The 17,434-nt window shown below is 70.5% G+C and carries 19 protein-coding genes; 9 read left to right on the top strand and 10 right to left on the bottom strand.

Annotated features, from left to right (window positions below; genetic code table 11):
• The first annotated feature begins 1 nt into the window (after position 1).
• Positions 2 to 697: a hypothetical protein gene (locus BLR04_RS18605; RefSeq protein WP_090766493.1), complete on the top strand. Its 696-nt coding sequence runs from the start codon at positions 2 to 4 to the stop codon at positions 695 to 697.
• Between the two features lie 83 nt (positions 698 to 780).
• On the opposite strand, the gene disA is transcribed toward BLR04_RS18605, so the two are convergent.
• The 5 genes from disA to BLR04_RS18580 all read right to left on the bottom strand — a co-directional run bounded on the left by disA (position 781) and on the right by BLR04_RS18580 (position 4,812).
• Positions 781 to 1,857, bottom strand: a complete 1,077-nt coding sequence (gene disA / locus BLR04_RS18600; protein ID WP_245740327.1) for a DNA integrity scanning diadenylate cyclase DisA — start codon at positions 1,855 to 1,857, stop codon at positions 781 to 783.
• Between the two features lie 40 nt (positions 1,858 to 1,897).
• The gene (gene radA / locus BLR04_RS18595; protein ID WP_090766490.1) at positions 1,898 to 3,304 is read right to left on the bottom strand and encodes a DNA repair protein RadA; all 1,407 of its coding nucleotides are present in this window, start codon (positions 3,302 to 3,304) and stop codon (positions 1,898 to 1,900) included.
• 91 nt (positions 3,305 to 3,395) lie between these two features.
• On the bottom strand, positions 3,396 to 3,701 hold the full coding sequence (gene trxA, locus BLR04_RS18590; RefSeq protein ID WP_090766486.1) for a thioredoxin: 306 nt from the start codon (positions 3,699 to 3,701) through the stop codon (positions 3,396 to 3,398).
• Between the two features lie 3 nt (positions 3,702 to 3,704).
• Positions 3,705 to 4,073 (bottom strand): MerR family transcriptional regulator, encoded by a 369-nt coding sequence (locus BLR04_RS18585; RefSeq protein ID WP_090766483.1) that lies wholly within the window; start codon positions 4,071 to 4,073, stop codon positions 3,705 to 3,707.
• 40 nt (positions 4,074 to 4,113) lie between these two features.
• Entirely contained in the window at positions 4,114 to 4,812 is a 699-nt protein-coding gene (locus BLR04_RS18580; RefSeq protein WP_176903161.1) for a class I SAM-dependent methyltransferase, read from the bottom strand.
• 107 nt (positions 4,813 to 4,919) lie between these two features.
• Between BLR04_RS18580 and BLR04_RS18575 the strand changes: the two genes are divergently transcribed.
• The 6 genes from BLR04_RS18575 (at position 4,920) to BLR04_RS18550 (ending at position 10,963) form a co-directional block, all read left to right on the top strand.
• Positions 4,920 to 5,729, top strand: a complete 810-nt coding sequence (locus BLR04_RS18575; protein WP_090766477.1) for a sugar phosphate isomerase/epimerase family protein — start codon at positions 4,920 to 4,922, stop codon at positions 5,727 to 5,729.
• Between the two features lie 13 nt (positions 5,730 to 5,742).
• Positions 5,743 to 6,342, top strand: coding sequence for a TetR/AcrR family transcriptional regulator (locus BLR04_RS18570; protein ID WP_090766474.1), 600 nt, complete (start codon positions 5,743 to 5,745; stop codon positions 6,340 to 6,342).
• A gap of 138 nt (positions 6,343 to 6,480) precedes the next feature.
• Positions 6,481 to 8,586: a (Fe-S)-binding protein gene (locus BLR04_RS18565; RefSeq protein ID WP_176903160.1), complete on the top strand. Its 2,106-nt coding sequence runs from the start codon at positions 6,481 to 6,483 to the stop codon at positions 8,584 to 8,586.
• Positions 8,587 to 8,715: 129 nt separating this feature from the next.
• The gene (locus BLR04_RS18560; RefSeq protein ID WP_245740326.1) at positions 8,716 to 9,540 is read left to right on the top strand and encodes a hypothetical protein; all 825 of its coding nucleotides are present in this window, start codon (positions 8,716 to 8,718) and stop codon (positions 9,538 to 9,540) included.
• Entirely contained in the window at positions 9,537 to 10,601 is a 1,065-nt protein-coding gene (locus BLR04_RS18555) for a glycosyltransferase (protein WP_090766471.1), read from the top strand. Before BLR04_RS18560 ends, BLR04_RS18555 begins: the two co-directional genes overlap by 4 nt.
• An 80-nt stretch (positions 10,602 to 10,681) precedes the next feature.
• Positions 10,682 to 10,963 (top strand): metal-sensitive transcriptional regulator, encoded by a 282-nt coding sequence (locus BLR04_RS18550; protein WP_090766468.1) that lies wholly within the window; start codon positions 10,682 to 10,684, stop codon positions 10,961 to 10,963.
• A gap of 480 nt (positions 10,964 to 11,443) precedes the next feature.
• Here BLR04_RS18550 and BLR04_RS18545 read toward each other — a convergent pair whose 3' ends face one another.
• On the bottom strand, positions 11,444 to 12,754 hold the full coding sequence (locus tag BLR04_RS18545) for a hypothetical protein (RefSeq protein ID WP_090766465.1): 1,311 nt from the start codon (positions 12,752 to 12,754) through the stop codon (positions 11,444 to 11,446).
• Between the two features lie 53 nt (positions 12,755 to 12,807).
• Between BLR04_RS18545 and BLR04_RS18540 the strand changes: the two genes are divergently transcribed.
• Positions 12,808 to 13,710, top strand: a complete 903-nt coding sequence (locus BLR04_RS18540; RefSeq protein ID WP_176903159.1) for a DUF1349 domain-containing protein — start codon at positions 12,808 to 12,810, stop codon at positions 13,708 to 13,710.
• Here BLR04_RS18540 and BLR04_RS18535 read toward each other — a convergent pair.
• A complete protein-coding gene (locus tag BLR04_RS18535; protein WP_090766459.1) occupies positions 13,682 to 14,203 on the bottom strand; it encodes a gamma carbonic anhydrase family protein in 522 nt (173 codons plus the stop codon). The two genes, BLR04_RS18540 and BLR04_RS18535, sit on opposite strands and share 29 nt — an antisense overlap.
• Before the next feature lie 147 nt (positions 14,204 to 14,350).
• On the opposite strand from BLR04_RS18535, the gene BLR04_RS40730 reads away from it, so the two are divergent.
• Positions 14,351 to 15,448, top strand: a complete 1,098-nt coding sequence (locus tag BLR04_RS40730; RefSeq protein ID WP_090766457.1) for a hypothetical protein — start codon at positions 14,351 to 14,353, stop codon at positions 15,446 to 15,448.
• A 160-nt stretch (positions 15,449 to 15,608) separates the two neighbouring features.
• Here the strand turns inward: BLR04_RS40730 and BLR04_RS18525 are convergent, their stop codons facing one another.
• The 3 genes from BLR04_RS18525 to BLR04_RS18515 all read right to left on the bottom strand — a co-directional run bounded on the left by BLR04_RS18525 (position 15,609) and on the right by BLR04_RS18515 (position 17,417).
• A complete protein-coding gene (locus tag BLR04_RS18525) occupies positions 15,609 to 15,851 on the bottom strand; it encodes a hypothetical protein (protein ID WP_090766708.1) in 243 nt (80 codons plus the stop codon).
• Positions 15,852 to 15,969: 118 nt separating this feature from the next.
• Positions 15,970 to 16,722 carry a GntR family transcriptional regulator gene (locus tag BLR04_RS18520; RefSeq protein ID WP_090766454.1) on the bottom strand — a complete coding sequence of 251 codons (753 nt, stop codon included), beginning with the start codon at positions 16,720 to 16,722 and terminating at the stop codon, positions 15,970 to 15,972.
• Between the two features lie 152 nt (positions 16,723 to 16,874).
• The gene (locus tag BLR04_RS18515; RefSeq protein WP_090766451.1) at positions 16,875 to 17,417 is read right to left on the bottom strand and encodes a VanZ family protein; all 543 of its coding nucleotides are present in this window, start codon (positions 17,415 to 17,417) and stop codon (positions 16,875 to 16,877) included.
• Between the last annotated feature and the right edge of the window lie 17 nt (positions 17,418 to 17,434).

The raw sequence follows: 17,434 nt of genomic DNA, 5'->3' as shown, positions 1-17,434 counted from the left end.
TATGGATCCGGATACGATGCGTGGCGACGGCGGTGACATCTACTGGCGGCGTCGCATGAGTGTGCTCGTGGCAGTGCTCGTCGTGGTGGCCGTTGTGGCGTGGGCCTGCTCCAGCGGGGGCAGTGGGCCGGAGCGCGCCTCCAGCGCGCAGTCCTCACCGAGCGTCACGCCGACGACCGACCAGTTGCTGGCCGGGCTGCGTACGCTCGCCATGGGCACGGGATCGCCGTCGCCCAGCCCCAGCCCCAGCGCCAGCCCTTCTGCCGGTGCGGCGGCCACGCCGTCCCCGCGTCGGCGGCCGGGTGAGCCGTGCGCGGACGACGACCTCGTGCTCAGCCTCCAGAGCGGCGGCAAGGAGCAGATCTACTCCGGCGACCAGCGGCCCACCTTCATCGTGACGCTGGTGAACACCGGGTCGGTGATGTGCACGGTCGACGTGGGGCCGCGGGCGATGGAGGTCCGCATCACCTCGGGCGCCGACCGCATCTGGTCGACCGTCGACTGTGTGAGCGGACCCGGCGCGGAGGTGCAGAAGCTGCGGCGCGGCGTGCCGTACGTACGGACGCTGGAGTGGGACCGCAGGCGGTCAAGCGTCGACTGCCGCGCCGAACGGTCGGCTGCGCTGCCCGGCACGTACGTGGCCACGGTGCGCATGGGTGCGCTGCGCGGCGGCAAGGGCGTCTTCCACCTTCGCTAGCCCGCACGCAGGACGGCAGTGGTGGGGGCGGCCCTGGCCATGGCCCGGCTTCCAGGTGTCCGGCCCCGCCACTGCGGACGGCGTCAGACGTAGCGTTCGAGGATGGACGACTCGGCCAGGCGCGACAGCCCCTCGCGGACGCTGCGGGCGCGCGCCTCGCCGACACCGCCGACCGCCTGCAGGTCGTCGGTGCTGGCCGCGAGCAGCTTCTGCAGGCTGCCGAAGTGGTCGACCAGCCGGTCGACCACGGTGGCCGGCAGCCGGGGCACCTTGGCGAGCAGCCGGAAGCCCCGGGGGCTCACCGCGTTCTCCAGCTGGTCGGAGCCGCTGTGGCCGAGGACGCGGGCGACCGCCGACAGGTCGAGGAGCTCGGTGCCGGACAGCTGGTCGAGGTCGTGCATGGCTTCGGGCAGGCGTCGCTGGCGGCGGCCGGACGGGGCGGGCAGGTAGTCGCGGACGACGAGCTCGCGCTCGGAGTCGACGCCGGCCACCAGCTCGTCGAGCTGGAGCGACAGCAGGCGGCCGTCGGTGCCGAGCTCGACCACGTAGCCCTTGATCTCGTCGGCGATGCGGCGGACCATCTCGAGGCGCTGCGCGACGGCGGCGACGTCTCTGACGGTGACCAGGTCTTCGATCTCGACGGCCGACAGCGTGCCGGACACCTCGTCGAGGCGGTGCTTGTAACGTTCGAGCGTGGCCAGGGCCTGGTTGGCCTTGGACAGGATGACCGCCGACTCTTCGAGGACGTAGCGGATGCCGTCGAGGTAGAGCGCGATGGTGCGCATCGACTTGCTGATCGCGATGATGGGCAGGCCGGTCTGCCGGGCGACGCGCTGCGCGGTGCGGTGGCGGGTGCCGGACTCGTCGGTGGGGATCGAGGGGTCGGGCACGAGGTGGACGGCGGCGCGCACGATCTTGTCGTTGCCGCTCACGACGATGGCGCCGTCCATCTTGGCGAGCTCGCGCAGGCGGGTGGGTGAGAAGTCGACGTCGAGCTCGAAGCCGCCGCTGCACAGGCTCTCGACCGTCTTGCTGTAGCCGAGCACGATCAGCCCGCCGGTCTGCCCGCGCAGGATGCGCTCGAGGCCGTCGCGTAGCGGTGTGCCCGGCGCCACGGCTGCCAGAGCCTCACGGCGACGGTCGTCCAGACTCCTATCCACCTGACCCCCGTGTCGATCGGTCAGGCTCAGCTTAGCCTCGCTATGTGACGTGCGTGAGGGCGTCCCAGACGTTCTCGGCCTGGACGACATCGAACCCGGGCGCGAACGCCACCGGCCCCACGGGCACCAGAGCTCGCTGTCCGTCACGCCTGCGGCCGGTTTCTTCCAGGGAGCCGGCGGGCACGAGAGCGCGCTTGAAACCGAGCCGGGCGGCTTCGGTCAGCCGGCGGCGAACGTCTTTGACCGGGCGCAGCTCGCCCGCCAGGCCGACCTCGCCCAGCGCGACCAGACCGGCCGGCAGCGGCTTGTCGCCGGCGGCGCTGGCGACCGCCAGCATGACCGACAGGTCGACGGCCGGGTCGGCGAGCTTGATGCCGCCGACCGTCGCGGTGAAGACGTCGCAACCGCCGAGACGGGCGTTGAGCCGGCGCTCGAGGACGGCGAGGATCATCTGCACGCGGTAGGTGTCGAGGCCCGAGGACGTGCGCCGGGGCTGCTGGGCCTCGGTGCGCGCGACGAGGGCCTGCACCTCGGCGGGCAGCGGGCGGGTGCCCTCGACCGTGACGGTGACGCAGGTGCCGGGGACGGGCTCGCTGCGGCGGGAGACGAACAGCCCGCTCGGGTCGGTGATGCCCTCGATGCCGCGTTCGTGCAGGTCGAAGCAGCCGATCTCGTCGGTGGGGCCGAACCGGTTCTTGATCGCGCGGACCATGCGCAGCCGGGAATGGCGGTCGCCCTCGAAGTGGAGCACGACGTCGACGACGTGTTCGAGCGTGCGGGGGCCCGCTATGGAGCCCTCCTTGGTGACGTGGCCCACGAGGACCGTGGCCATGTTGCGCTCCTTCGCCAGCCGTACGAGGTTGGCGGCGACCTCGCGGACCTGCGTGACCCCGCCCGGGACGCCGGTGGTCTGGGCCGAGCCGATCGTCTGGACGGAGTCGACCACCAGCAGCCGGGGCTGGACCTTCTCCACGTGGGCGACGAGAGCCGACAGTTCGGTCTCGGCGGCGAGGTAGAGGTTGTCCTGGATGGCGCCGATGCGGTCGGCGCGCAGCCGCACCTGGGCCGCGGACTCCTCGCCCGTCACGTAGAGGACCGTGGTGCGCTCGGCGATGCGGGCGGCGGCCTCGAGCAGCAGGGTGGACTTGCCGATGCCGGGCTCGCCGGCGAGCAGCACCACGGCGCCGGGCACCAGGCCGCCGCCGAGCACCCGGTCGAGCTCGCCCACGCCGGTGGTGCGCGCGGTCGCCACCTCGGCCCTGACCTGGCCGATGGGCTGCGCGGGCGCGGTGACCGCTCCGGCCTGGACGACGCTGACGCCGGCGCGGGAGCCCTCTTCGTCGACCGTGCCCCACGCCTGGCACTCGCCGCACCGGCCGACCCACTTGGTGGTGCGCCAGCCGCACTCGGCGCAGCGGTATCCGGGCTTCTGGGCAGACTTGGCCATGCGGAGCAGGCTAGCGGGTGCCGGCGACAAATCCCGCGACGAATCCCGCGGCGGATCTCACGGCGGATCTGGCGGCGAGATCAGAGACCGGTCAGGTCAGGCCGAGCTCGGCCTCGAGGAGCCGCTTCGGCTTGGCGCCGATGATCTGCTTGACGGGCTCGCCGTTCTCGAACAGCAGCAGGGTGGGCACGGCCATCACGCCGTAGCGGGCCATGATGGCCGGGTTCTCGTCGGTGTTCAGCTTGCCGATCGTCAGGCCGCGCTCGGCCTCGATCTGCTCCAGCACCGGGGCGACCATCTTGCACGGGCCGCACCATTCGGCCCAGAAGTCGACGAGTACGGGCTCGTCCCGCTTGAGTACCTGCTCCTCGAAGTTCTCGGTGGTCAACGTGATCATTTCTCATCCCCTTACGAAGCAACCCGGGCAGGACTGCGCGAGCTGGGCGGCCACCTCGGCGCGGCGTGCGAGCAGCACACGGATCTGCTGGTCGATGTCGCTGAGCTTGCGCTCGTAGACCTCGACCGACTCCGCGCACGAACCGCCGGAGCTGTGGCCCCGGCGCAGGCAGTCGACGAACGGGCGGGTCTCCTCCAGGCTGAACCCGATGCCGAGCAGGGCCCGGATCTCGGAGACCAGGCGTACGGACTCCTCGCCGTAGTCGCGGTAGCCGTTGGAGGAGCGGAGAGAGTGCAGAAGCCCCTGCTCCTCGTAGTAACGAAGGGAGCGTGTGCTCACTCCGGTGCGTTCCGCCAGCTCACCGATGCGCATGTCCTCACGGTAAACCTTGACATCAGCGTCAATGTCAAGCTCAGTACCAGCGCCAGCGCAGCACGTTCGGGTACGCCAGCTCCAGCCCCCGCGTCTCGGCGATGGCCTGCTCGGCGACCTCGGGGGTGAACTCGATGCGCAGCACGGCCTCCAGGTCGGCCCGCCGCTCGAAGACCATCCTCAGGTCGAGCGGCCGCCGCTGCCAGCCCTGCCGGACCCAGAACGCCTCGACCTCGGGGGCCGAGTAGCTGGGCACGGTGCGCGAGAACCACCGGCCGAACGGGCCGCGCGTGGCGTCGAGGTCGAGCACGAAGGCCGCGCCGCCGCGGCGTACGACCCTCGACAGCTCGCGCAGCCCCGGCTCGCAGCCAGGCCCGAAGAAGTACGCCCAGCGCGCGACGGCCACGTCGACGGACGCGTCCGGCAGCGGGAGGTCCTGGGCCGCGGCGGCGTGCACGGTCACGCCGGGCAGGCCGGCGCAGCGGCGGCGGGCCAGCGCGGCGAGGTCTGCGTGCGGCTCCACGCCGATGACGCGCGCGGCCTCGGACGCCAGCGCCGGAAGGTGGTAGCCCGTGCCGCAGCCGATGTCGAGCACGGTGGCGCCGTCCCAGGGCCGCAGGGCGCGCATGGCGGCGTCGGCCGCGCCCTCGGGGTCGACGGCGCGGTTCTCCAGCTCGTAGACCTGGGGCGTGTTCCAGATGTTGGGGCTCGGGATGGCGCCTTTGGCTATCCGTGACATGGCCATAACCGTACGACGAGGTGTGATGGGGCCGTTTCGCCGGTGACGGGACACGGCTCACAAAGGGCTGGCGCGCCGCATGGCCTTCGCCCGCTTAGGCTGGCAGCGTGGCTGATGTCATCCGCGTGCCCAATGCGAAGATCGCATTGTCCACCGCCTCGGTATATCCGGAACGCACTCCCGACGCGTTCGAGCTGGCCGCGCGTCTGGGTTACGACGGCGTCGAGATCATGGTGGGCGCCGACCCGGTGAGCCAGGACATCGACGTGATCGAACGGCTCTCCGACCACTACCACGTGCCCGTCCTGGCCATCCACGCCCCTTGCCTGCTGGTCACCCAGCGCGTCTGGGGGCGCGACCCGTGGGCCAAGCTGGTCAGGGCCCGCAAGGCGGCGGAACGCCTCGGCGCCTCGACGGTCGTGGTGCACCCGCCGTTCCGCTGGCAGCGCGAGTACGCCCGCGACTTCGAGACCGGCCTGGCGAGGATGCGCGAGGAGACGGACATCGCGTTCGCGGTCGAGAACATGTTCCCGCTGCGGGCCAGGGGCAACGACGTGGTGCCGTACGCGCCCGACTGGAACCCGACCGACCACGACTTCCCGCAGGTCACGCTCGACCTGTCGCACACCGCGGTGTCGGGTTCCGACGCCATGGAGATGGCCGGCAAGCTCGGCGACCGGCTCGCCCACGTCCACCTTGCCGACGGCCTCGGCGTGACCAACAAGGACGAGCACCTGGTGCCCGGCCGGGGCAACCAGCCGTGCGCGCCGCTGCTGGAGCGCCTCGCGGGCAACGGCTACTCGGGTCTGGTCGTCCTTGAGGTCAATACCCGCAAGGCGGCCAGCCGCACCGAGCGGATCGACGACCTGGCCGAGGGACTGGCTTTTGCGCGCCTGCACCTGGCGGCCTCCACGTGAGCGCGGTGGGGCGGTGACCGAGCCGTCGCAGGGCGGCGGGAGGCGGCGTCCAGGACGCAGGCCGGGCTCGGCCGACACGCGCGGCGAGATCCTCGCGGCGGCCAGGAAGGTGTTCGCGGAGAAGGGCTTCGACAAGGCCACCGTGCGCGGCATCGCCAGGGAGGCCCAGGTCGACCCGGCGCTCGTGCACCACTACTTCGACACCAAGGAAGGCATGTTCGCGGCGGCGATGCGGCTGCCGTTCACGCCGCAGGACATCGTCCCCGTGCTGCTGGAGGGGCCGCGCGAGGAGGTCGGCGAGCGGATCGTACGCTTGATCCTGGGGGTCACGTCCGAGCCGGGCACGCGCGAGCCGCTGGTGGCGCTGATCCGCTCGGCCATGACGAACGAGCGGGCCGCCGTGATGTTCCGTGAGTTCATCTCGAACGCCGTGCTCTTCCAGGTGGCCGACCGGATCGGGGTGCCGCACCTGCGGATCGAGGCGGCGTTCGGGCAGATGCTCGGCGTGATCCTCGGACGTTACGTGCTCGGGCTCGAACCGCTGGCGAGCGCGGATGAAGAAGAGCTGGTCGAACTGCTGGCACCGACGATCCAGAGGTACTTCGCCGGCTAGAGCATTGTTCTGCACAGGGCGGTGACCTTAGGGTATGTCGTATACCCCGGTAATGTTACTCATAAGTATGATCTCCGGGGCGGTCTGGCGAAGCGGGTGACCGCACGCCGGCAGCCAACGTCGTCTGTGGGAGGACCCGTGCTCTGGGTAGCGATCATCGCGCTGGTCATGACCGTTCTGACGGTGGCCGTGGCCGGCCGCAGAGCGCTGTTCCTGTACAAGCTCGCGACCGTGGGGCCGCCCGCGCCCGAACGGGTCGAGTACGCCAAGACCAACCTGGGCGCTGAGATCAAGGCCCAGCTCGTCGAGGTGTTCGGGCAGAAGAAACTGCTCAAGTGGACGCCCTCGGGCACCGCGCACTTCTTCGTCATGTGGGCGTTCTTCATCTTGCTGACCGTCTACATCGAGGCCTACGGCGCGATCGTCCAGGGGGCGATCACCGGTAGGCCGAACTTCCACATCCCGCTCATCGGGACGTGGGCCGTGCTCGGCTTCCTCCAGGACTTCATCGCGGTCGCGTGTCTGGTCGGCCTGGTCGTGTTCGCGGCCATCCGGGTCAAGAACTCGCCGAAGACGCTCGGCCGCGACTCGCGCTTCTCCGGCTCCCACCTCGGGGGCGCGTGGCTCGTCCTGTTCATGATCTTCAACATCATCTGGACGCTCTTCCTCGCCCGCGGCGCCGCCGCGGCCAACGACAACCTGCCCTACGACTCGGGCGCGTTCGTCTCGCGAGCGCTGGGCGACGTGCTGCCGCAGAGCGCGCTCCTGGAGGAGATCGCGCTGCTCCTGCACATCGGCTTCATGCTGGTGTTCCTGGTCATCGTGCTGAACTCCAAGCACCTGCACATCTTCACCGCGCCGCTCAACGTGGCCTTCTCACGCCGTCCCGACGGCCTCGGCGCCGCGCCCGAGATGCGCGTCGGCGGCAAGCCGGTCGACTTCGAGGACGAGGACCTCGACCCCGAGAAGCTCGGCCGCGGCACGATCGCCGACACCACGTGGAAGGGCTTCCTCGACTTCTACTCCTGTACGGAGTGCGGACGCTGCCAGTCGCAGTGCCCGGCGTGGAACACCGACAAGCCGCTGTCGCCGAAGATGCTCATCATCGACCAGCGCGACCACGCCTTCCAGGTGGCCCCCTACCTGATGGCCGCCCAGCAGGGCGTCGAGCACAAGGACACCGACGTCCTCGCGCTGCTGGAGAAGCCGCTGGTCGGCGAGGACGGCGTGATCCACCCCGACGTGCTGTGGTCGTGCACCAACTGCGGCGCCTGCGTCGAGCAGTGCCCGGTCGACATCGAGCACATCGACCACATCCTCGACATGCGCCGCTACCAGGTGATGGTCGAGTCGTCGTTCCCGTCCGAGGCGGGAGTGATGGTGAAGAATCTGGAGAACAAGGGCAACCCGTGGGGCATGTCCGAGATGAAGCGGGCCGAGTGGATCGAGGAACTCGATTTCGAGGTCGAGATCGTCGAGGACAAGATGCCCGAGGGCACCGAATACCTCTTCTGGGTCGGCTGCGCGGGCGCGCTGGAGGACCGGGCCAAGAAGACCACCAAGGCCGTCGCGGAACTCCTGCACATCGCGGGCGTGAAATTCGCCGTGCTCGGCCCGATGGAGGCCTGCACCGGTGACCCGGCGCGCCGGCTCGGCATGGAATACCTGTTCAACATGCTGGCGCAGCAGAACATCGAGACGCTCAACGAAGCGGGCGTCAAGAAGATCGTCGCCACCTGCCCCCACTGCTTCAACACGCTCGCCAACGAGTATCCGCAACTCGGTGGCATGTTCGAGGTCGTGCACCACACGCAGCTGCTGTCGAAGCTGGTGGACGAGGGCCTGCTCACCCCGATCACGCCGATCGAGCAGAAGATCACCTACCACGACCCGTGCTTCCTCGGCCGCCACAACAAGGTTTACTCCCAGCCCCGCGACATCATGGCGAAGGTGCCGGGCGTGCAGACCCAGGAGATGCACCGCCACAAGGACCGCGGCTTCTGCTGCGGCGCGGGCGGCGCGCGCATGTGGATGGAGGAGCGCATCGGCAAGCGCATCAACACCGAGCGGGTCGACGAGGCGCTGACCACCGATCCCGACACGGTTTCGACCGCCTGCCCGTTCTGCATGGTGATGCTCGGAGACGCGATCAACGAGAAGAAGAACAACGGCGAGGCGAAGGAATCGCTCGAAGTCGTCGACGTGGCGCAGCTGTTGATCAAATCGGTCAAGGGCGCTTCCTGACCGGGGTCATCCGTATTCCGCAATGGGCCGTGTCCGGCGGCCCATTGCGGCGGCGGTACCCGTAACTGGCATGATCAGCCGCAAACCGGCATCCACATAACGGGAAAATCACGGTAACCTCAACGACGCATGGCCTTATTCGACGGGGAGGGGTTCGTGATGGGCGTCGTCGTGACGGACGCCGAAGTCACCCTTGCCGACATCCTGTCCCTGAGACTCGCCATCGACGAACCCCTGGAAGCCGGAACCGAACTCCTGCTGCGGCACCGTGCCACCGGCGTGGAACGCCACGTGCTGATCGGCTCCCCTGGCGCGCGGGCGCAGGAGGCCACCCTCGCCGTCTCGCTGGCGCCGCTGGAGCTCACCGCCGGACGCTGGGACGCCTACCTGCGCCGCGACGGCGCACGCAGCCGGCTGCGCAGCATCGACCCCGGGTTCTCGCTCGACCACCTCGACGCCTACGCGCTGTGTCAGCGCACGCTCGCCTACCGCTCCTACCGCACCCGCAACGGATACCTCGCGCTGAAGATCTCCGAGGCCGGGCCGGCGGCCGAGGTGCGGGCCATCTGGTTCCGTGAGGGCCGCTTCGAGGTGACCGGCCTGCTCGCCTACACCGGCCTGGAGGACGACGACTCCCGCCACGAGGCCGTGCTGACGCTCGACCGGCGCATGACGGCCGCCCGGGTCTCGGCCACGGCCACCGTGCAGGGGGTGCGCTTCCACGCCGCCGTGTCGCTCGTCGACGTGCTGGCCGCCGACCCCGACGAGGCGGGCACCTGGGAGCCCGCGCTGGAGGTCGCGGGCGTGCCCACGCCGCTGCGGCTCGGCACGTGGCTCGACGACGTCGACGGCAAACGCCGCCGGCTGCACTATCCGTCGGCCGTGGTCGACGGGGTGCTGATCAGGCCCTGCTACACCGCCGATGACGAGCTGCGCATCGAGGTGGGCGGATGATGATCAGCCTGGTGCTCGCCTCCGCGTACGGCATGCGGGGCGACGTACGCGCTGCCCTCAACCTCGCCACCGCGCTGTCGGAACGGCACGACGTCGAGGTGATCAGCGTCAGGCGGCACAAGGAGCACCCGTTCTTTCCCGTCGGGCCCAAGGTGTCGATGCGCAGCGTCGTCGACGTCCGGCCCGGGGTCAGGCACCTGCTGCCGCGCGGACAGGTGCGCACCGACGTGGCGCTCTGGCGGATGCTGCGCAACCTGAAGAGCGACGTGCTGATCACGACCCGGCCGGGTGTCGGCGTCCAGGCCGCGCGGCACGCGCCCCGCGAGACCATCAGGATCGCCAGGGAGTGGGGACGTCCGTCCGTGCCGGGGCCGGTGAAGCGCTACTACCCGCGCCTCGACGCGGTCGTGACCGCCACGCGGTCGGCCCAGCAGGACTGGGCGAAGCTCCTCGGCACGGACGCCGCCGTGCACAGCGTGCCGGACGCGCTGCCGGACGGCCCGTGGCCGCGTTCGCGGATGGACAACCGGATCGTGGCCGCCGGCGGGCGGTGGGTGGCGGTGAAGGCGTACGACCGGCTCATCAGGGCGTTCGCGATCGTGGCGGGCAAGCGGCCCGACTGGCGGCTGCGGCTGTACGGCGCGGGCCCCGAGGAGCGCCTGCTGCGCGCACTCGTACGCGAACTCAACCTGCACAACCACGTCTACTTCATGGGCACCACGCCCGATCTGGCGGGCGAGTTCGCCAAGGCGTCGATCGTGGCCAACACCTCGCGCAGCGAGGACCACGGGATGACGGTGCTGGAGGCCATGGGCTGCGGCGTGCCCGTGGTGGCGTCCGACGGGGCTCGCGGGCCTCGGGAGTTCGTGGCGCCGGGCCGTAACGGCGTGCTCGTGCCCGACGAGGACGACCCGCAGACGTTCGCGGCGGCGCTGCTCGCGCTGATCGACGACGAGCGGGGGCGGCGCTCCCTGGCGGCCGGCGCGCTCGGCACCGCCGTACGCCACTCGGCCGGTGACGTGGCCCGGCAGTGGGAGAAGCTGATCGACGGCCTGCGCTGACCGCCACAGGCGCAAACTCCGCTGCCTGTGGCAGTCCGCTGGACGCGGACAGCCATACCGGTTACGGGTACCTTAGGAGCATGCATGGGTACAGCGGAGACAAGCAGGCCTATCTGACGCGTCTCAGGCGAATCGAAGGTCAGATCCGTGGCCTGCAGCGCATGGTCGATGACGACGCCTACTGCATCGACGTGCTCACCCAGGTCTCCGCGGCGACGCGGGCCCTGCAGGCGGTGGCACTGGGGCTGCTGGAGGAGCACATCTCCCACTGTGTGGCCGAGGCCATCACCACCGGCGGGCCGGAGGCCGAGGCGAAGGTGAAGGAGGCCTCGGCGGCTATTGCCCGCCTCGTACGTTCCTAGTCCCATTCGAGAAGGGTGACTAGTTAGGGGGAATCCCCGGAAACCGCCGTTCCCGACCCCTCAGGAGCCGGGAACTAGGTTCCCGGGGCTAGTAATCTTCTGGTCCTTCAGCGGCTCGCCGAAGTCCGCAATCCGAGCGCGTCGTCGAGTTCGTCCAAGGTCAGCCGCCGCTCGCTGACAGCCACGGCCGTGAGCACCTCGGCGTAGAGCGCAATCTCGTCCAACGCGACACGGTCGTGGACCCGAGAGTCCAGGTCATCGTGCCCCACCGCGTCGTCCTTCCTTCCGCAGCCCACACCCTCTACGAGGTTACGGCGCGGGCCCCTCCGGGCGACATGGCCCATCGGAGTCATTCCTTTCCGAGCCTCGGGGCTCCTCCGGGTCATTTCCCCAATCCGAGATCACAATTCGGCGAAAGAGCTGAAACCGGAGTGTTATATCGATATAGAAGGAGTAAGGGGAAATTACGCTAATTGTGGTTCAGTAGAGTCCGGTGTGGTCGTCGCGCTCGTGGACGAGTCGTGCGACCAGAGCCGACTGGCTCGCCAGCCCCCGCTCGGGCACCTTCGCCCCCGTGAGCCGCTGCCAGGCGAGCCCTGTCGCGTACGCCGCCCCCAGCACGGCCGCCGCGCTCGTCCGGTCAGGGGGCGCCACCTTCAGCGCCGTCGAGACCCCTCCGGCGCGCACCGGGAAGCCGTCGGGGTGGGTGCGCTCCGCCGCCGAGGTGCCGGTGAGCCCGGCCCTTCGCAACTCCTCGTACGCCCGCCGCAGCCGGTGGTCGAGCCGCGCAGGCAGTGTGCCGCCCGAGTCGGACAGGTCGGCCAGGAAGGAGGCGGCCGCCGCCCTCGGGTCGGGCATGAAGGCCAGCGCCTCGACGAGGTCGTACACGGTGTGCGCGAACTGCGCCTCCGGGTCGTTCTCGACCAGCAGGGCCCGGCACAGGCGCGGCGGGCAGCGCTCGAGCCACAGCCGGCGCAGCGCCGCGTCGTCGTCGGGGTCGGTCATGTGGGAGGCGCGCAGCATGGGCTCGATCATGGTGAGCAGGGCGAGCGCGCGCGGCCTGAACCGGGAGTCGCGCAGCAGGATCTGCGCCGTGTCGGCCATCGTCGCGGCGAGCCGCAGCGCCTCGCGCCGGCGTCCGGCGCGCATCCGCTCGCTCACCAGCGTGACCAGGTCGGCCAGCGGCGGGCCGGGGAGCCAGCGCACCCAGTCGTCGCCCGGCAGCGAGCGGCGCAGGTACTCGCCGAACACGGTGATCAGCCGCTCGTTGCCGTCGAACGCGGGCGCGTACGCGCACCACATGATCGCGCCCCACACGGCGGCGACCGTGCTCGGCACGTCGGAGCCGAAGATCTCGCCGAACGCCGTCAGCGGGTAGTCGAGCTCGGACTTGCGCCCGCCGGCCCGCAGCAGCACCCTGAGCTCCTCGGTGAGGCTCTCGGGGACGTCGGGGCCGATGAACGCCTGCGTCGAGCCGGGCTCGGCGTGGAAGTCGTAGCCGTCGGGCACCACGGCGTCGGTCAGCGCCGCCGCGGGATGCCCCACCCGGCGGGCCCGCGTGCCCTGCGGCGGGCAGGCGAGGATCCAGCGGCCGTCGGCCGGGTCGAGCAGGTGCCAGCGGGCGTGCGTGCCGAACAGCCAGCGGTCGCCGTCGGGGGTCACGAGGGTCCTGGCAGCCAGGACGTAGGCCCGGTCGGGGGTCGGGAGGCCCTGCCAGCGCGGGTCCGCGACCATGGCGCGGACCTCCGCCTCGGTGGCGGTGAAGGCATCCCACGGTGGCACGGCCGTCATCGTACTGGCCGTCGGTCGATCATCGGCCACCGTCGCACGGCAGAATGTCAGCCATGAAGGCGAAGCTCGCGGGACCGTTGGCAGTCGTGTGCATGCTCGCCGGATGCGGTACGGCGACGCCGGAGCAGCCGGCCCTCACCGGCCCCGGCGTGCTCACCATGCAGAACGCCGAGCCGCCCACCCCGGGCGGCGAGGTGGGGGGCGCGTCCGCCGAGTTCGACGACGCAGCCGACCTGTCGATGTGGACCAAGCTCAGCGACACCGAGAAGGACGTCGACCGCATCGCCAAGCTCGACGTGAACACGACGGCCAAGGGCGCGATGTACCTGGAGCCGCGCACCTCGACCTGGTTCGACGCCTTCCGCGGGCCGTTCGTCTACCAGGACCTCGCCGGCGACATCGTCATGCACGCCCGCGTCAAGGTCACCGGCCGGGCGGGGGGCAGGCCCAAGCGCAAGTTCTCCCTGGGCGGCCTGATGGCCCGCCGGCCGGGTTCGTACGCCACCCCCAACTGGGTGTCGGTCACCGTCGGCACGGGCGAGGAGCCCGGCCGGGTCGAGGTGAAGTACACCCAGGACGGCAGCTCGCAACCGGCGGAACTGGCCGTCAAGGACGGCTGGGTCGAGCTGGTGCTGGGCCGGGTGGGCCGGGCGTTCGTCGCGCTGTACAAGGAGGAGGGGGGGCAGTGGAAGGTGGCGCGGCGCTGGGCGTCCACCCTTCCCGACGTGCTGCAGTGGGGCGTCACCGCCTACACCGACTGGGACAGCTACGGAGAGCTGAAGAACGACGCCGGCAAGGGCAACGCCCAGCAGGTCAAGGGCACGCCCGACCTGAAGCTCGCCGTCGACTACGTCCGCTTCCTGCGGCCCGAGCTTCCCGACTACGCCGATCCGCTGAACGACGCCTCGGTGTCGGACCAGGTGCTCGTCAAAGCGATGACGCCCGCCGGTGCCTGAGCGCCTTGGCCACGTAGTTGCCGGGGGTGCGGGCGAAGGAGTCGCGGTCGGCGTCGGTGAGCTCGCGTACGATCTTGCCGGGCACGCCGGCCACCAGGACGCCCGCCGGGATCCGCTTGCCGGGCGGCACGAGCGCCCCGGCCGCGACCAGTGTGCCCGCCCCCACGCGGGCGCCGCCGAGGACGATCGCGCCGATGCCGATCAGGGCGCCCGACTCGACGTGGGCGCCGTGCACCATCGCCTTGTGGCCCAGGCTGACGCGGTCTTCGAGGATCGCGGGCTCGCCGGGGTCGGAGTGCAGGCACGACAGGTCCTGGACGTTGCACTCCTCGCCGATCTCGATCCGCTCGTCGTCGGCGCGGAGCACGGAGCCGTACCAGATGCTGGACGCGCGCCCGATGCGGACGCTGCCGACCACCACGGCCCCGGGCGCGATGTACGCCTCAGGGTGAATGTCCGGTACCGCCCCGTTGTCCAGCGCTGCTATGTACATTCGACACATCGTAATTCCAGCTCGGGGTATGGCGTTCGGGTTGCGGACGTGGGCAGATGGCAGGAAAGTCGTTTCCTGACGTCTCGTCGGCAGACCCTCACAACCTGCAGTTTTCCCCCGCCTCACGCAAACGCTTAGGTAACCCCCATGACGAACCAGCACGAGAACTTCCCCGATCTGATGCAAGAGGACACCTTCGAGGTCGTGATGCGCGGCTACAACCGCCGCCAGGTGCACGACTACATGATCCGTACCCGCAACCAGATCCGGGATCTGGAGGAGCGGCTGGCGCGGGCGATCGACCAGGCCGAGCAGGGCCGGCTCGAGCTGGCGGAGGCCAGACGGCGCATGGTCGAGACCCCGCAGAGTTACGAGGACCTCAGCCCGAGGCTCGCGCAGATCCTGCGGCTCGGCGAGGAGGAGGCCCAGGCCAAGCGAGAGGACGCCGAGGCCGAGGCCGCCGCCGTGCGGGAGGCCGCCCACGCCGAGGCCGAGCACGTGCTCACGTCCTCGCGGGAGACGGCCGACAAGATCCTCACGTCCGCCCAGGCCGAGGCCGAGCGGCGGGTGGGCGAGGCGACGCAGGCGGCCGAGCGCATGCTCGCCCAGGCCGGCGCCGACGCCGAGGAGCAGCGCACCGCCGCCCGCGCCGAGGCGGAAGAGGTACGGCGCGACTCCCGTGCCGAGGCCGAGCACACGGTGACGTCCGCCCGTGCGGAGGCCGAGCACACGGTGACGTCGGCCCGTGCGGAGGCCGAGCAGCTCGTCACGACCGCCCAGGCCGAGGCCGAGCAGACGGTCACGGCCGCCCGTGCCGAGGCCGAGCAGATGCTGGCCGCGGCGCAGCAGCGCACCGCGGTGCTGGACGAGCAGGCAGGGCGGCGGGTCGAGTACCTGACGAACACGCACACCGAGGTCGTGCGGCGGCTGTCGGAGATCGGCTCGGTGCTCGGCGACCTCATGCACGCCGAGGCCGCCGCGGGCCAGCTGGTGCCCGACGCCGTCACGCCGCCCCCCGCCCCGGCGCGCCAGGTGCCCCCGCAGCAGGCCCCCCAGCAGGCCCCCCAGCAGGCACAGCAGGAAGCCCCCCAGGAGCAGCCGGTCGAGGAGCCGGCCGAGCAGGGCGGGCCGCAGGACGACGTACGGGTGATCGTCGAGGAGGACGAGCAGGGCGAGGAGCAGCGCCCGCAGGCCGTCTCGGACGACACCGACGTGCACATCCGGCTGTCGGAGGCGCGCAACTAGGAGCGCCACGGGCGGAAGCCCCCGCCCCCGATCGGGTCGGGGGCTTCCGCGTTCGTGGCCCCTCCTGCATTGGGGGCCCGGTGCCGGGGCCGCCCGAAACGCTGGACCAGGCACCGGGCTGCTCGTGTACGCCGGTCGCAGAACGTTCCAAGACCACGGCTCACGGAGGTGCGGGGCCGGATCGCCGCGGGGGCCGCGTGCCGGTCCGCCTCTCCTGGTCCTGGAGGAGGTCGCGCAGTCCCTCCGCGTCGTCCGCGTCAATGGTCATCGCGCATCCGGCACCGCGCTGCGCCGCGCTGAGCGGATGGTGTCTGGTGGCCCACCAGCGGCCGGCGTCGCTCCGCCAGATGGTCCACTGGGGGTAGTCGCGGGCGATCTCGGCAAGATGCCGATCAAAGGACATCTTTGCCATCCTTCCCGGCCGACCCCCAAGCGAGGTTTCCGTCTTCCTCTTCGAAGATGCGGCACCTCTCTAGAGAATTCAAGTGATCGTGACGGGTAGGTCAACCTACCCGCTTGACCTACGCGTCGAAGTCGTACTGGAGTACGTATGCCGCCGAGTCCATGATCATCTCGTTGAGCTCGACCGGCACCCCTCCGGCCGTGTACGCGGTCCGCGAGACCGCGATCACCGGGGTGCCGCCGGGCAGGTCGAGCAGCACGCCCTCCCGCGGTTGCGGCATGCGGGCGCGTACCTCCTCGGTGAAGTGGGCCGGCGGGGTGCCGAGGTCGCCGAGCCGCGCGTAGACGCCGCCGGGGCCGGTCTCCGGCAGGGTGATGGCGCTGCCCTCGACCAGATGGGCGGGGAAGTAAGAGGTGGCCAGCTGGACAGGTCGCCCGTCGATGCAGTAGCGGCGGCGACGCACCCATACCTCGGCGCTCTCCAGGACCGCCGCCACGTCCTCGCCGGCCCGCTCCCGCGTCACCTCCACCCGGTCCACGGTGTACGCACGCCCGCGGGTGTCGGCGTCCCAGATGGATCTTCCTTGTCCCCATTGCTCCCGTGACAGGCGGCGTGAGCCGTGTCTGCGAATCGGTTTGAACAGCCGCACGTAAACCCCCGAGCCTCGTCTGGGCACCGCCAGGCCTTCGTTGACGAGCACGGCAAGCGCCTGTCTGGCGGTGGCTCGCGCGATCGCGTGTTCGGCCATCAGTGCGTTCTCGCCCGGCAGTCGGTCCCCGTCGCGCAGTTCGCCGGACAGGATCCGGGCGCGGAGGCCGTCGGCGATGCGTCGATAGATGGGGGACTCATGGGTTACCGGGGATTCAGACAACTTTGATCACCCTCTGTCACCAACCGGGTAGTGGCGTCTCCAGAGAACTTGCCCCGTCTTGTCCACGATCGCACAGATACAGAGGTTGGTCGCGAGCTTCTTTTGAGCGGATCGTGCCTGTGTGATGAACCACGGAGGGTTTCAGCCGGCCGTTACCGTGAAGCGGTCACGCCCGGATCGCGGCCCGCCCACCAGCGGCGCGTGACCAAGGAGAAGATCGCGGCGCCCGCCGTGTTGAGCAGGACGTCGTCCACGGACGAGACCCGGCCCAGGTCGAGCACGTACTGCAGGGCCTCCGCGGTGATCGAGCACGCGGCGGCGACGGCCGCGACGCGGGCCGTCGAGGACATCGCGCGGCTGCGTAAGGGAAGCAGTGCGCCCAGCGCGGCGAAGACCAGCAGATTGCCTCCGACCTGCACGAACACCGTCTCCCACGGCGCTCCCACGAGGTCGGCGAGGTCGCCGGAAGGGACGAGCCCGACGTCCGACGGGCCGCCGGAAGGGGTCAGGATCATCCAGGCCCACGGGGCGGTGCCGACCGCGATGCCGACGTCGGCGAGAGCCGTGCGCAGGGGTGCGGCGTGCCCGGCGCGGGCGCGGCGGCGGGAGAGCGCCATGATCGCCGGCACCGCCAGGAGGGCGGCAAAAGTACCAGCAATAATGACATTTCCCCACAATTCCCATGTGTCCGCCATCGAGCCATGATCCCGAT

Origin of the sequence: Nonomuraea maritima, assembly GCF_900100395.1 — a bacterium.
In the GTDB taxonomy this organism is placed as follows: domain Bacteria; phylum Actinomycetota; class Actinomycetes; order Streptosporangiales; family Streptosporangiaceae; genus Nonomuraea; species Nonomuraea maritima.
The sequence above is the reverse complement of the archived record's forward strand: the minus strand, read 5'-3'. Positions and strand labels throughout refer to the sequence as shown.